Origin of the sequence: Lentzea sp. HUAS12, from assembly GCF_024125735.1 — a bacterium.
GTDB classification, from domain to species: Bacteria; Actinomycetota; Actinomycetes; order Mycobacteriales; family Pseudonocardiaceae; genus Lentzea; species Lentzea albida.
Genome location: NZ_CP099738.1, coordinates 2024913 through 2037999 on the forward strand (window position 1 = coordinate 2024913; position 13087 = coordinate 2037999).

Consider the following 13087-nt stretch of genomic DNA (forward strand, 5'->3'; position numbering starts at 1 on the left):
CACCTATCGGTGCAGCAGACCCCACTCAACCAGCGGAAACGCACTCGGCTACCGGTTCTCGCGGACTTGTTTCGCCACCGACGCGAGATCCGACTTCAGGTCGTCGAGGCGTTCGGTGATGTCGATCAGGCGCTGTTCGACACTGTCCAAACGCGACCAGAGCGAGTCACCGGGGTCGGTGATCGGCTCGTCTCGCTCGGGTGGACGGCGGCCGTGGAGCACCGCGTCGAGGTGCAGCGGGTGCCAGCCCATGGCTGTAGACAACGACTCCAGCGTCCGCGGCCCCCGCCGGCGCTCCACCGTGTGGTGCTGGATCTCGCGGACGATCGCCTGGGAGACGTTCGAACGCTCCGCGAGCTCGCGTTGACGCCAGCCGAGCTCGTTCACGCGCTCGTTGATCGCTCTGGCGACTGCCGCCCAATCCTCCGACACGTATTCCTCCGCGCTTCGCCTCAGCGCTGAGATTAGCCGCTTTTCGTTCCTCGGTTACGCGACACGGCGCATTTCCCGCTGTGTGCGATCAAGTGCGCCTTCGAGTGCGCTGAAATCAATCAATTCGAGCTGAAATCGCCAGCTCGCCTCTTGGAAGGCCTAATTCCTATGCGTACTTCTGTGTCTTCTGTTCACTCCATCCGCGAGACCGCCTGGGTGCTCGGCATCAGTCAGGGACGTGTGTTCCGGGCTATCCGGCTCGGGCTGTTGACCGCCGAGCGCCAGTACGGGCGCCTCGTCGTCTCCGGTAGCTCGCTTCGGCGAGTGCTCTCGGAGCCGGGAGTGCTCCGTGACTGAACTGCGGCTGGTCGGGATCGCCTGGTCGCTGGACCGGTTGCGGTGGGTACCGACCGATGAGTTGACCGACGTCGTTCAGAGCGACGGGCTGTGCATGTGGGCGTTCACGGGCGAACCGCCGTGGGCGGACGAGGAACTGACCGATCGGGAGTTGGCCCAGTGGCAGTGCGCTGGGTGTCCGGTGCGGGATGAGTGCCTGGAGCTGGAGTTGCGGACGGCCGGCGCTGAGACGGTCGGGGTGTGGGGCGCGCTGCTGGAGGACGAGCGGCGCGAGGTGCATCGGCACTGGCTCCAGCGCGGTGAACGGGCCGAGAGGGGGCCGCGTTCATGAACGCCATCAGCGTGACTCCGACTCAAGTACTGGCTGCGGTCGGTGTGCTCCTGGTTCTGGTGTTGGTCTGGCGGGCTGGTTCTCGTCGGGCGAAGGCAGCGACGACTGCGGCGCGGACAAGTGTTCGGCTGATGTCGCTCGGTGGGCGTGTGGTCGTGAACGCCGTGCTGATCGTGATCGTTCAGTGGGTGGTCGTGACACACGGCGGGAGCGGCTGGCTGCTGTTCACGGTGCTTGGAGCGCCTGCGTTGCTTGCGTCCTACACGCTGACGAAGGCGCTCATGGTGACTGCCTACGTGCCGCGTCGTCGTGGTGGTGGCCGAAGGTGAGCGAGCCGATCGAACGGGTCGCGGTGCAGGTGGACCGGTTGTGCTGGACCGGGATCCTGCTCGGGCTCGCGTTCACGATGACCAACGTGCAGCAGTTCGCCGCCGCTGGTGCGCCGGTGTGGTCGCTGACGTGGTTCGCGGCGTGGCTGTTGGATCCGATGGTGTCCCTGGTGCTGCTGGCGATCCTCCGTGCGGAGCAAGTGACCGCTCGCAGGGGTGTGCGGCTCGGGGGATGGGTGCGAGCAGCGAAGTGGTTCACGCTCGGTGCCACGTACGTCATGAACACCTGGAGTGCGTTCGTGGCCGGGTCTGCGGCGCTCGTGGTGCTGCACTCCGTCCCACCGCTGGTGGTGTTCGTGGCCGCGGAAGCGGTGACGGATCTGCGGGACAAGCTGGGGGCTGTTGCCGCGGGTGACGATGTGCCGCGGGTGCCTCGGACGTCGTTCGCGGAATACCTCGCGGTTGCCCGTAAAGCCCGGAAGTCGGGTGAGACGGTCTCGCCCGCGTGGGTCCGCGGGGTCACCGGGTGTTCGCGTGGTTTGTCGTCGAAGCTGGCCGCGGCGTTGAACGGGGAGCAGTGATGACCGGCGAGCTGGTTCCTTCCGAGCAGGTGCTTGAGGCCGAGTTGGTTGAAGAGCGCGCGTTGATGCAGCGGATCGAGAGAGCGTGGACCGGTGCTCGTGTCGTTCCGCCGGTGTTGAGGTCTCGGCAGGCGCTGAACCGAGCGATGAAGGACGCGCTCGCGTGGGTGGTTCGAGTGCCGTTTCGCTGTGGGAAGGCTGTCGGGCGTGGCCTGGTGATCGCGGTGCGCGGGTGGCGGAACTGGGTGCGGGTTGGTGACTACCGCGCGGCGGCGGAGAAGTCGGAGAAGCTCGCGGACAAGTTCGTGGAGATCCGCGCCTTGACGCTGTTTCGCTGGAAGGTGACGGCGACGGTGGTGCTGGTCGGCTTTCTGGTGGTCACTGGTGCCCGGTTGTTCTACGGCGATCTGGTGTTGTGGGCGGTCGGAGGTGTGGGCGCGGTTGTGCTGGCGGTCGCGGGACGGGCCAAGGACGGGTCGCCAGGGCGGAAGACTGTGCTGGGCGGCCCTCGGATCCTCATGTGGACGATGGACGCCCAGGTACTGATCGACGTGTTCCGCGACGCCAAGCTGATCGGCCGGGATGAGACCTTGCGCTTGGTCGAACGGCCCTGCCGGGAGGGTGCGGGCTGGGCGGTCACGGTGGATCTGCCCGCTACCCGCAAGGCCGCCGACGTGGTGAGGAACCGTGAGGAGTTGGCGTCGGCTCTGGCGGTGGACGAGGTCCAGCTCAGCGTCGAACGGGTGCGAGGCAAGGGCGGTCATGCTGGTCGTGTCGCGCTGTGGGTGGCGGACAAGGACCCGTATGCCTCGCCGCCTGTTCGGACACCGTTGCTCCAGGTAAGGCGGTGGGATGCGTGGAAGGCGGTGCCGTTCGGGACGGACGCGCGCGGGCGGCAGATCGACTTGCCGCTGGTGTGGACGTCGTTGCTCATCGGTGCGATCCCGCGCCAGGGCAAGACGATGGCCGAACGGCTCGCTACCGCCGGGCTCGTCCTCGATCCACACGCACGCCTGTACGTCGCTGACTTCAAGAGTGGCAAGGACTGGCGGGCGGTGGAGCAGGTCGCGCACCGGTTCATGACCGGGGATGACAGCGAGCACGTGCTGGTGCTTCTGGACTGGTTGGACGAGTTGGTCGAGGACGTCCAGCAGCGGTATCGCCGGATGCAGCACCTGGACGACGTGACCTGTCCGGAATCGAAGGTGACGCCGGCTATGTCCCGGGACCGGTCGCTTGGCATGCCGATCACGGCGTTGATCGTCGACGAGGTCCACGTCGCGTTGGAGGACCGCACGCCTGTGGTGGTGCAGGGCAAGAGGCTGACAGCGGGGGAGCGGGTCGGTGAGCTGCTGACGTGGCTGGCGAAGAAGGCACCGGCGGCGGGGGTGGTGATCGTGCTGGCCACGCAGCGGCCGGACAGCACCACGATCCCGTCGAAGCTGCGGGCGGTGCTCGGGTCGCGGTTCGCGTTGCGGGTCATGGACTGGCGCGACAGCAACATCGTGCTGGGCGACCAGATGAACACCCGCGGGTACGACAGCAGCAGGCTGCTCCCGTCGCACAAGGGCGTGGGAATCCTGCGTCCGGACGGCGAGACGCAGTCTGGCACAGATGTGCTGGCCCTGACGGTGCGGACGTTCTACATGCCGAACGACGACTGGAGGGTGATCTGCGAACGCGGCCGTGCGCTTCGCGAAGCCGAAGGGACGTTGACCGGTCAGGCCACCGGGCGGGACCCACTCCCGGTCCGAGATCACGCACCGGTTGCTGAGGCGGGTAGGAGGTCCGGCGGCAGGCTTCCTGAGCCGTTGGTTTCGGTGGCGCGTTATTTGGGCGAGGACCTGCAGGAGCGCGAGTTCGTGCCCACTGCGGAATTGGTGGAGGCGTTGGATGTCGAGCCCACGATGTTCGGGAAGGAAATGGGCGATCTCGGATGTCGCCCTGTGCGCCAGTACGTCCACGAAGGTGAAGCCACGCGACGCGTCCGTGGCTATCTGACGGCCGATATCCGAGCGGCGATTGCCGAGTCCGCGTGAAGGACGCCACCTGTCCCACCTGTCCTGCCAGGAGCGTCGTCGGGACAGGTGGGTGGGACGGGTTCAAGTAGGCACTTGAACTGCGAGGATGGTGTGATCGGTCGGGTGGGACGGGTGAGCGAGGCGGCTCCATCTGGGCGCCTGTGCTCGCTCCGGATCGGACTGGAGGGTCACGGCCAGCCTGTCCCGGGACACGTGCCGCCAGCTGCAAAAACAGAATCTGGTCGCCTGGCAGAGAAGCGTTTAGTTGCGGATTCTCAAGATGAGCTCGCTGTGTTTGTTGCGAAGAAGATGGGCTGTTGACCACTTGGTCAACAGCCCATCTTCTTCGCTTTTGTGTCCGAGGGGGGACTTGAACCCCCACCCCCTTTCGGGGACTAGCACCTCAAGCTAGCGCGTCTGCCATTCCGCCACCCGGACCTGTTCAGTTGTGCCGCGGCTCGCGCCGTGGTGTGTGCATAGATTACATGATCGTCCGTGCGGGCCAAAATCGGGGGGCCGGTCGACTGTTTGTGCTGGTCAGGGCCCGCTAGGGTCGGTGCATGCGTGAGTTGACCGGGTGGTTGCTGGACTCCGACTCTGCGGTGCGGTGGCAGGTGGAGCGGGATCTGGTGGGGGCGCCTGCGGAGGTGTGGCGGGCCACGCGGGCACTGGTGGCGACGGAGGGATTTGGGGCTCGGTTGCTGGCTGCTCAGGGGGACGACGGGATGTGGGCTGGTGGGGCCTTCTTTCCCGCCGGCTTCGAGGGCGGGGAGGAGGGGCAGCCCTGGACGGCTACGACGTGGTCGTTGACGTCGTTGCGTGAGTGGGGGCTCGATCCGGCTGTGCTGGTGGAGCGGGGGACTGTCGAGCTGCTTGCTGCTGGGTGTCGGTGGGAGTACCAGGACCTGCCCTATTGGGGTGGGGAGGTTGATTGCTGCATCAACTCGTGGACCTTGGGCAACGGGGTGTGGCTTGGGGCGCCTGTGGAGGGGATTGCCGAGTGGTTTGTCGACCATCAGCTTGGGGATGGCGGGTGGAACTGCGAGTGGGTTGAGGGGTCGGTGCGGTCGTCGTTCCACTCGACGCTCAACTCGTTGAAGGGGTTGCTGACTCACGAACTTGCTACTGGGGGAACGGCTCGGAGTCGGGCTGCTCGGGAACGTGGGGAGGAGTACCTGCTCGAGCGGGCGTTGATGCGGCGGCTGTCCACCGGGGAGGTTGTGGGGGAATGGGTTACGACGTTTCGGTCGCCGGCGCGGTGGGGGTACAGCGTGTTGAACGCCATGGAGTACTTCCGGGCGGCGGGCAGGAAGGACCCTCGGATGGCTGAGGCTGTTGAGGTGATCAGGGGTGCTCGGCAGGCTGATGGGACGTGGCTTCAGGGTGGGCGGCATCCTGGGCGGGTCTGGTTCGAGATCGACGTTGCCGCGGGGGAGCCGTCCAAGTGGCTCACGTTGTACGCGGCCAGGGTGTTGCGGTGGTGGGAGAGTTAGATCCAGCCTCTCGCTCTGGCGAAGCGGGCTGCTTCGTGGCGGTTGGAGGCTCCTGTTTTGCCTACCGCTGAGGACAGGTAGTTGCGGACTGTGCCTGGGGAGAGGGACGCGCGGCGGGCTATTTCGTCGATGGGGGCGCCCTCGAGAGCTAGTTCTAGGACGTCTGCTTCTCGTGGGGTCAGGGGGCTGTCGCCTGCGCTGATGGCTTCTGCTGCCAGGGCCGGGTCCACGTAGCGGCCGCCTGCGTGGACGGTTCGGACGACGGTGGCGAGGACGTCGGACGAGACCGTTTTCGGGAGGAAGCCTCTTACGCCGGCTGCCAGTGCTCGTTTGAGGTGGCCTGGGCGGCCGTGGCTGGTGACGATCATCGTGGAGCAGGACGGCAGCTCCGCGGCCAGGGATTGGGCTACGGAGACGCCGTCGAGGTCTGGCATTTGCAGGTCGATCACGGCCACGTCCGGGCGGACGACTCTGGCTGTCGCTAGCGCTTCTGCGCCTGTGGCTGCTTGGGCCACGACCTTCAGGTCGTCCTCCAGGGACAGGAGGGCGGCCATGGCGCCTCGGATCAGGTGCTCGTCGTCGGCCAGGAGGATGCGGATCACGGGAGCTCCACGGTCAGGACGAAGCGGTTCGGGGCTTCCGGAGTTGCCGTTACGGAGCCGCCTAGGGCCGCTATGCGTTCGTGCAGGCCTGTTAGGCCGCTGCCGAAGCGGAACGCGGAGGTGGCGACGCCGTCGTTGGTCATGGTGAGCACTTTGCCGCGCAACGTGATCGTGCACGTGCGGGCCTCGCTGTGGCGCAGGACGTTGGTGACGCCCTCGCGGACCGCCCAGCCCAGGGCGCCGGCCGGTTCGCCTTCGAAGGTGACGTCGCCGATCACTCGGCAGTCGATGCCCGCTGAGGCTAGGAGGGAGCGGGCGCCTGCCAGTTCGGCGGAGAGGTCTGCTGTTCGGTAGCCGCTGACGACGGCGCGGAGTTCGTCGAGGGATTCGTGGGCTATTCGGCGGACCTCGAGCATTTCGTCGATGGCCGTGTCTCGGCCTCGGCGGGCCAGTTGGGCTGCCAGTTCTGCCTTGAGAGCCACGACCGAGAGGTTGCGGCCCACTACGTCGTGGAGGTCTCTCGCGAACCGCAGGCGTTCTTCGGCCACGGCCAGGTTGGCGCGGACCTCGCGGGAGCGGTCCAGTTCCCAGACGATGCGCAGCATCCAGAGGGTGGAGCGGAACGCGCCCACCAGGAACACCAGCATCAAGGTCATGAAAAGGGCGTTGTCCGGCGGGGCGGTGAGGAGCATCCACGCGCCGCCTGCCAGGGCGATGAGGAGCAGGGTGCGGGGCCGGAGCACCGCGGACAGGGTGGTGATCGCGAGGACCAGGAAGATCACCGAGATGCCGTCGCCGGTGCTGTCCTGCCTGCCGGGCAACGGGTCCGGGTACGCGAGCTGGCCGGCGACCAGGAGGGCGCCGGTGGTGGCCAGGTAGATCGCCATCAGGCGGCGCGGGAACGGGCCGTGGCCCAGGTGGTGCTCGATTCCCACGTGGACCAGGCGGAAGCTGAGCAGCGCGTAGGTCAGCACCGCCGCGATGATCACGATCAGGGCGGTGGTGCTGACCTCGCGGGCGAAGCTGGTGATCAGCAACGGCGGCAGGAACACGAAGCTGAGGTAGAACGTGTAGCGGACGAAGAGGTCGAACCGCGCCGCGCTGCCGCGGGACCGCCACCAGCCGAGCAAGTTCACCTCCGAGGATCCCACCGGAAATACCGCTGCACAGCGTAGGTCCCGAGGCCGATCCAGACCGCCAGGACGATCAACGGCTTCAGCACGGGGCCGTCGGCCCAGCCGGCGCGCAGGAGTTCGAGCACCGGGGTCAGCGGCAGGTACTGCAGCACCTTGGCGAGGGTGTCGGGCAGCACGGAGAGCGGGAACATCATGCCGGAGCCGAACAGGCACGCCATCAGGATCGGCAGCGATGTCACCTGCGCCATCTCGACGGTCCTCGTGAACGCCGAGGAGGCCGCGGCCAGCAGTGCGAAGACCGCGACGCCGCCGAGCACGCCCAGGAGCAGGAACCACGGCCGGGACGGCACCTCGACGCCGGTGATCACCGCGACGACCACGCAGTAGAGCGCCATCTGGCCGAGCCCCACCACGACGGACGGCAGGGCCGCGCCGGCCAGGATCTCCGGGTCCGTCAGCTCGCCGACGCGCAGCCGCTTCAGCACGAGCTCCTCGCGCCGGGCGACGAAGGTGGTGACGAGGTTGTAGTACACCGCCATCAGCAGCGCGAACCCGATCAGCCCGACCACGAGCGGCACGCCGTCGGCGTCCACCGAGTACAGCACCGGCGCCAGCAACAACGGCAGCAGCAGCGAGTTGAACAGCGCGGTCCGGTTGCGCCAGAACAACTTCAGCTCGGCCTGCCCCACAGCCACGGCCCTCATGCCGCCTCCTCCGCGATCGCCAGGAACGCCTCTTCGAGCGACGCCGACCGGGCGTCCAGACCGGACAGTTCCACGCCGTTGTGGTGAGCCCACGCGAGCAGGTCGTGCAGCGTCGACTGCAGGTCGTTCGTCCGCACGGTCACGCGTCCGGACGGCTCCGCGTCGGCCACCACCGGCAACGACACCCCCGCCGGCGGCACGAACGAGATGCGCGCCGGGTACGCGTCGACCACCTCGGAGACCGTTCCCTGCGCGACGATCCGGCCGCGGTGCATGATCGCGAGCCGGTCGGCCAGCGCCTGCGCCTCCTCGAGGTAGTGCGTGGTCAGCAGCACGGTCACGCCGTCGCGCAGCAACGACCTGATCAGCTCCCACGTGTTGCGCCGGCTCTCCGGGTCGAGCCCGGTGGTCGGCTCGTCGAGGAACAGCACCTCCGGCTTCCCCAGCAACGCCAGGGCGAGGTCCAGCCGCCGCCGCTCACCACCGGAGAGTTGCTTCACCCGCACGGACGCCCGATGCGCCAGGTCGACGAGGGTCAGCGCCTCCTCGACGGGCCGGGGCGACGTCAGCGTCCCCGCCCACATCCTCGCCGCCTCGGACACCGTGAGGTCCGGCGGGAAACCGCCTTCCTGCAGCATCACGCCCATCCGCGGCCGCACGGACGAACGCTCCGCGAACGGGTCGTGGCCGAGCACGCGCACGGTCCCCTCTGCCGGACGCGACAGCCCTTCCACCACCTCCACGGTCGAGGTCTTCCCCGCACCGTTCGTGCCGAGCAACGCGAACATCTCGCCCCGCTCGACCTCAAAGGACACGCCCCGCACAGCTTCGAAACCTCCGCTGTACCGGCGGGTCAGCCCCCGCACCTCGATCGCCGTCATGCGAGAACGATCTCGGGCGACAGCCGCGGGCGGCAGTGCCGTCCCACACCAGTTGCTCATGACAGATGTCATGCGGGCGGCTTGCATTCGTTAGATTAAGACCGTAATCTCACAGTCGTGCCAAAACACGCAGACCCCGTCGAACGGCGTCAGCAGGTGGTGGCCGCCCTCTACCGGGTGGTCGACGCCGAGGGGCTGGACGCGGCGAGCCTGCCCAGGATCGCGAGGGAGCTCGACGCCACGACGGGCTTGCTGCAGAAGTACTTCCGCAGCAAGGACGAGCTGTTGCTGTTCGCGCAGGACCAGCTCGTGGAGGAGCTGACGGCGAGCGTGCAGGAGGTCCTGAACCAGGAGGGCGGCCTCCAGGACCAGCTGCGTGAGGCGTTGTGCGCCATCGCGCTCGTGGGCGACCCAGCACGCGCACGGGTGTGGCTCGCGTTCGCGGCCCGTGCCGCGGCGAATCCCGTGTTGCTCGAACGCCACAAGCAGGGCGCACAGGTGGTCAGGGACCTGTGCCGGCACGTGCTGGAGGCCGCGGGTGTGGACGGCGAGGAGGCCGTCGGGCTCGCGGCGCTGGTGGACGGCGTCACGGCGCAACGCGCCCTGGAGCCGGAGGAGATGACCGAGGAGGTGGCGGAGCGGGTGATCGCACGCCACCTCGAACGACTGTGGGGGAGCACGTGACACTGGGACTGGTGGCGGCGCTGGCGGGGCTGGCGCTGCTCGACTCGACGAGCATCGGGACGCTGTTCGTCCCGATCTGGCTGATGCTCACCCCGGGCAGGCTGAAGCTGAGCAGGTTCGCCGTCTACCTCGGCACGATCACGATCTTCTACTTCGTCGTGGGCGTCCTCATCGTCCTCGGCGCCTCGCAGGTGATCGACCGCCTCGACGGCCAGGTGGCGCTCTGGGGTCAGCTCGTGCTCGGTGTGCTGCTGTTCGCGGTGAGCTTCCGCTTCGACAGCAAGAAGAAGCTCGACACGACCAAGTGGCAGAACCGCGCCAACGGGTCGACCGCGGCGCTGGCCGGGGTCGCGGTGCTGGCGGGCGTGGTCGAGCTCGCGACGATGCTGCCGTACCTCGGCGCGATCGGCATGATGAGCGCCGCCGACTTGAGCGCGGGCCAGATCGGGCTGCTGCTCGCCGGGTACTGCCTGGTCATGATCTTGCCGGCGCTGCTGCTGCTCGGTGGCCGCATCGCCCTGCGCTCGAGGATCGAGCCGTTCCTCACGAAGATCAGCACCTGGTTCGCCGAGAAGGGTGCGAGCACGACGGGGTGGATCCTCGGCATCGCCGGGTTCCTGGTGGCGCGCGACGCCTTCGTGAGGCTGTTCTTCGTGTGAACCGGTTGGCCCGGTTGGCTGAACGACCCGGTTTCGTTTCGCTTCTACACTCGCCAGGGTGACCGGGCTGGACGATCCGCGCAGATCGGTCCCGCGCGCACTGGCACCGTTGCTCCGAATGGAAGTCGCACCCGTATCGGTGAGCATTTTCGACGCCATCGAGAAAGCCATTCCGGAATACAGCGACTTTCGGGAGAACGTGGTCGACGGAATCCGGCAGGCTCTGGTCAAGTTCGTCGACCGGATCGCCTCGCCGGATGCCGAGCCCGACCCGCACGACGACATCCACCGCAAGCTCGGCGCGTGGGAGTTCAAGTCCGGTCGCAGCCTCGACAGCCTCCAGGCCGCCTACCGCATCGGCGCGCGGGTGGCGTGGCGGCACGTCTGCGCGTTCGCCGAGCAACGGGCGTTGTCGCTGCGAGAGATGTCCGTGCTCGGCGAAGCGATGATCGCCCACGTCGACGAGTTGGTGAGCCTGTCGGTCGAGGGCTACGCGGCCGCGCAGGCCAGCGCCGCGGGCACGCTGGAACGCAAGCGGCGCAAGCTGATGGAACTGCTCGCCGGTGATCCCGCGGGCAACTGGCAGGCGGTCCTCGACGCGGCGCGGGCGGCGGCGTGGCCTATGCCTGAACGGCTGGTGGCCGTGGCGCTGGAGCCGTCCGACGCGCCCGCGGACGGCCTGCCCGCCGACGTCCTCGTCGACTTCGAGGACGCGCACCCGTACCTGCTGGTGCCGAACCCGCCCGCCGGCGCGCGCTGGCTCCGCGGGGCGCTGCCCGGCTGGCGTGCGGCGGTCGGGGTGCCCGTCGAACCGCAGGACGCGCCCCGGTCACTGGCCTCGGCACGGCGGGTGCTCGCCCTCGCCGGGGAGCGCGGGCCGGTCGTGCACGCCGCAGACCACCTCGTCGAACTGACCGTGCTCGCCGACGAGTTCCTGGCCCGGCAGCTGGCGCGACGCGCGCTGGAGCCCCTGGCCCCGCTCACCGATCGGCAGCGCACCAAGCTCGCCGAGACGCTGCTGGTGTGGCTGTCGGCGCGCGGCGGGGCCCCCGAGGTCGCCGCCCGGCTGCAGGTGCACCCGCAGACCGTGCGGTACCGGGTGAACCAGTTGGAGGAACTGTTCGGCGACCGGATGCACGACGCCGAGGAACGGTTCACCCTCGAACTCGCCCTCCGCGCGCACTATTTCTTGCGGTGTGACTGACAAAACACCGAAAGCGATTTCGCACCCGGATGACAAAAGCGGTTTTTCGCTTGCCTCCGGTATTGGCCGATGGTTACTTTACTGACGAGTAAAGCAACACCGCCTTCTTGCAGTTCAATGTCGTACTCCTGGAGGTCCCTGCAGATGAAGACCGGACTTTTCGCGCGCGCCGCCGCAGTTCTGGTGGTCGCCGGGGCGCTGAGCGTGGCGACCGCCGGCACGGGTTCCGCCGCGACCGCCGAGCTGAGCATCACCTACTCCTGCCAGTTCTCGATCGCGGGCACGCACGACGTGCCGTCCGTGGTCAGCTCGCCGAACCTGCCGGACTCGGCGGCCGTCGGCGTGCCGACCGCACCGGCCTCGGCGACGGTGACGTCCACCGTGTCCGACGACGTCCGCAACACGCTGTGGTGGATCGGCGGCCGCTCCGTCGACGGCACGCTCACCACGACCATCGCGGTCGACAACGCCGGCACCACCCAGAACCTCACGTCGACGCTCATCATCCCGAACACGCCGGTGCCCTCCTCCGGCACGTTCCAGGTGGTCGCCTCCGGTTCGTTCCCGGCGCTGACGCTGCCCAACGCGGGCACGACGTCGATCAACCTCGGCAACGCGGACCTCGCCCTGACACCGCGCTACCAGAACGGCGAGCCGACCTGGATCGGTGTCGTCCACGTCCCGTGCACCGTCAAGGCGGGCCAGCCCACCAAGTTCTACGAGTTCCAGGTGGCGTGACACCCGTCCCGTGATGGGATGGCGGCCATGGAGCTCCAGCAGCTGGTGGACCGCATCGCCGCCGAGGTGACGCCCGGTGGCGCCGTGGCCGACTACATCCCAGCACTGGCCAGGACCGACCCGCACGCCTTCGGCCTCGCCGTCGCGACACTGGACGGCGAGGTCTTCCGCGCCGGGCGGCACGACAGGCCGTTCTCGATCCAGAGCATCTCCAAGGTGTTCACGCTCGCTCTGGCCCTCGCCGAGAACGACGACGTGTGGACCCGCGTCGGCCGCGAGCCGTCCGGGTCCCCGTTCAACTCGCTGGTGCAGCTCGAGACCGAGCAGGGCGTCCCGCGCAACCCGTTCATCAACGCGGGCGCCCTCGTCGTCACCGACCACCTCGGTCTCGGCGCCTCCGACCGCCTCCTCGGCTTCCTCCGGCAGGAGAGCGGCAACCCCGCGATCACGATCGACCCCGAGGTCGTGAAGTCCGAGCTCGACCACAGCGACCGCAACCGCGCGCTCGCGCACTTCATGGCCTCCTACGGCAACATGCGCAACCCGGTCGACGTCGTGGTGCACGAGTACGTGCGCCAGTGCTCGATCGCGATGAGCTGCGCCGACCTCGCCCAGGCCACCCTGTTCCTCGCCCGCCACGGAGTCCGCAACGACGGCACCCGGTTGCTGGACGTCAGCGGCGCCAAACGCGTCAACGCGGTCATGCTCACGTGCGGCACCTACGACGCCGCCGGCCAGTTCGCCTACCGCGTCGGACTGCCCGGCAAGAGTGGCGTCGGCGGCGGCATCATCGCCGTCGTGCCGGGGAAGTGCGCGATCTGCGTGTGGAGTCCAGGATTGGACGCGCGTGGCAACTCCGTCGCGGGAGTCGACGCGCTGGACCGTTTCACCACTCTCACGGGCTGGTCCGTGTTCTGACGGATGGTAGGAAGACG

Annotated in this window: 15 protein-coding genes and 1 tRNA gene; 10 read left to right on the forward strand and 6 right to left on the reverse strand. The window is 68.1% G+C overall.

The genetic code is table 11. From position 1 onward, the window contains the following. Window positions 1-48 precede the first annotated feature (48 nt). Complete coding sequence (locus tag ND450_RS08555; RefSeq protein WP_253325605.1) at window positions 49-432, reverse strand: helix-turn-helix domain-containing protein; 384 nt, start codon at window positions 430-432, stop codon at window positions 49-51. 349 nt (window positions 433-781) lie between these two features. On the opposite strand from ND450_RS08555, the gene ND450_RS08560 reads away from it, so the two are divergent. The 4 genes from ND450_RS08560 to ND450_RS08575 are packed head-to-tail and all read left to right on the forward strand — an operon-like array spanning window position 782 to window position 4069. Continuing rightward, the gene (locus ND450_RS08560; protein ID WP_371927680.1) at window positions 782-1120 is read left to right on the forward strand and encodes a WhiB family transcriptional regulator; all 339 of its coding nucleotides are present in this window, start codon (window positions 782-784) and stop codon (window positions 1118-1120) included. After that, window positions 1117-1449 carry a hypothetical protein gene (locus tag ND450_RS08565; protein ID WP_253325606.1) on the forward strand — a complete coding sequence of 111 codons (333 nt, stop codon included), beginning with the start codon at window positions 1117-1119 and terminating at the stop codon, window positions 1447-1449. Before ND450_RS08560 ends, ND450_RS08565 begins: the two co-directional genes overlap by 4 nt. Beyond that, entirely contained in the window at window positions 1446-2030 is a 585-nt protein-coding gene (locus ND450_RS08570; protein ID WP_253325607.1) for a hypothetical protein, read from the forward strand. The genes ND450_RS08565 and ND450_RS08570 overlap by 4 nt, the downstream gene beginning before the upstream one ends. Further along, window positions 2030-4069 carry an FtsK/SpoIIIE domain-containing protein gene (locus ND450_RS08575; RefSeq protein WP_253325608.1) on the forward strand — a complete coding sequence of 680 codons (2040 nt, stop codon included), beginning with the start codon at window positions 2030-2032 and terminating at the stop codon, window positions 4067-4069. Before ND450_RS08570 ends, ND450_RS08575 begins: the two co-directional genes overlap by 1 nt. Window positions 4070-4406: 337 nt before the next feature. On the opposite strand, the gene ND450_RS08580 is transcribed toward ND450_RS08575, so the two are convergent. Further along, a tRNA-Leu gene (locus tag ND450_RS08580) sits at window positions 4407-4489 on the reverse strand. 122 nt (window positions 4490-4611) lie between these two features. Here ND450_RS08580 and ND450_RS08585 point away from each other — a divergent pair. Continuing rightward, window positions 4612-5544, forward strand: a complete 933-nt coding sequence (locus ND450_RS08585; RefSeq protein WP_253325609.1) for a squalene cyclase — start codon at window positions 4612-4614, stop codon at window positions 5542-5544. Here the strand turns inward: ND450_RS08585 and ND450_RS08590 are convergent. Genes ND450_RS08590 through ND450_RS08605 form a run of 4 tightly spaced genes read right to left on the reverse strand, consistent with a single transcriptional unit; the run spans window position 5541 to window position 8867 of the window. After that, the gene (locus tag ND450_RS08590) at window positions 5541-6146 is read right to left on the reverse strand and encodes a response regulator transcription factor (RefSeq protein ID WP_253325610.1); all 606 of its coding nucleotides are present in this window, start codon (window positions 6144-6146) and stop codon (window positions 5541-5543) included. The two genes, ND450_RS08585 and ND450_RS08590, sit on opposite strands and share 4 nt — an antisense overlap. Next, entirely contained in the window at window positions 6143-7282 is a 1140-nt protein-coding gene (locus ND450_RS08595) for a sensor histidine kinase (protein ID WP_253325611.1), read from the reverse strand. The genes ND450_RS08590 and ND450_RS08595 overlap by 4 nt, the downstream gene beginning before the upstream one ends. Then, the gene (locus tag ND450_RS08600) at window positions 7279-7986 is read right to left on the reverse strand and encodes an ABC transporter permease (protein WP_253325612.1); all 708 of its coding nucleotides are present in this window, start codon (window positions 7984-7986) and stop codon (window positions 7279-7281) included. Before ND450_RS08600 ends, ND450_RS08595 begins: the two co-directional genes overlap by 4 nt. Further along, the gene (locus tag ND450_RS08605) at window positions 7983-8867 is read right to left on the reverse strand and encodes an ABC transporter ATP-binding protein (protein ID WP_253325613.1); all 885 of its coding nucleotides are present in this window, start codon (window positions 8865-8867) and stop codon (window positions 7983-7985) included. Before ND450_RS08605 ends, ND450_RS08600 begins: the two co-directional genes overlap by 4 nt. A 117-nt stretch (window positions 8868-8984) precedes the next feature. Here ND450_RS08605 and ND450_RS08610 point away from each other — a divergent pair, with 117 nt between their 5' ends. The 5 genes from ND450_RS08610 (at window position 8985) to ND450_RS08630 (ending at window position 13070) form a co-directional block, all read left to right on the forward strand. Continuing rightward, a complete protein-coding gene (locus ND450_RS08610; protein WP_253325614.1) occupies window positions 8985-9551 on the forward strand; it encodes a TetR/AcrR family transcriptional regulator in 567 nt (188 codons plus the stop codon). After that, window positions 9548-10210 (forward strand): GAP family protein, encoded by a 663-nt coding sequence (locus ND450_RS08615; RefSeq protein ID WP_253325615.1) that lies wholly within the window; start codon window positions 9548-9550, stop codon window positions 10208-10210. Before ND450_RS08610 ends, ND450_RS08615 begins: the two co-directional genes overlap by 4 nt. Window positions 10211-10328: 118 nt before the next feature. After that, window positions 10329-11414: a CdaR family transcriptional regulator gene (locus tag ND450_RS08620; protein WP_253325616.1), complete on the forward strand. Its 1086-nt coding sequence runs from the start codon at window positions 10329-10331 to the stop codon at window positions 11412-11414. Between the two features lie 144 nt (window positions 11415-11558). After that, the gene (locus tag ND450_RS08625) at window positions 11559-12152 is read left to right on the forward strand and encodes a DUF6801 domain-containing protein (protein WP_253325617.1); all 594 of its coding nucleotides are present in this window, start codon (window positions 11559-11561) and stop codon (window positions 12150-12152) included. A 27-nt stretch (window positions 12153-12179) separates the two neighbouring features. Then, entirely contained in the window at window positions 12180-13070 is an 891-nt protein-coding gene (locus tag ND450_RS08630; protein WP_253325618.1) for a glutaminase, read from the forward strand. The last annotated feature ends 17 nt before the right edge of the window (window positions 13071-13087 follow it).

Bases quoted from the DNA above. Each gene is read 5' to 3' on its own strand.
- ND450_RS08605 (WP_253325613.1), bottom strand. From the start codon at position 8,867: ATGACGGCGATCGAGGTGCGGGGGCTGACCCGCCGGTACAGCGGAGGT.
- ND450_RS08575 (WP_253325608.1), top strand. From the start codon at position 2,030: ATGACCGGCGAGCTGGTTCCTTCCGAGCAGGTGCTTGAGGCCGAGTTG.
- ND450_RS08600 (WP_253325612.1), bottom strand. From the start codon at position 7,986: ATGAGGGCCGTGGCTGTGGGGCAGGCCGAGCTGAAGTTGTTCTGGCGC.
- ND450_RS08565 (WP_253325606.1), top strand. From the start codon at position 1,117: ATGAACGCCATCAGCGTGACTCCGACTCAAGTACTGGCTGCGGTCGGT.
- ND450_RS08625 (WP_253325617.1), top strand. From the start codon at position 11,559: ATGAAGACCGGACTTTTCGCGCGCGCCGCCGCAGTTCTGGTGGTCGCC.
- ND450_RS08630 (WP_253325618.1), top strand. From the start codon at position 12,180: ATGGAGCTCCAGCAGCTGGTGGACCGCATCGCCGCCGAGGTGACGCCC.
- ND450_RS08620 (WP_253325616.1), top strand. From the start codon at position 10,329: ATGGAAGTCGCACCCGTATCGGTGAGCATTTTCGACGCCATCGAGAAA.
- ND450_RS08585 (WP_253325609.1), top strand. From the start codon at position 4,612: ATGCGTGAGTTGACCGGGTGGTTGCTGGACTCCGACTCTGCGGTGCGG.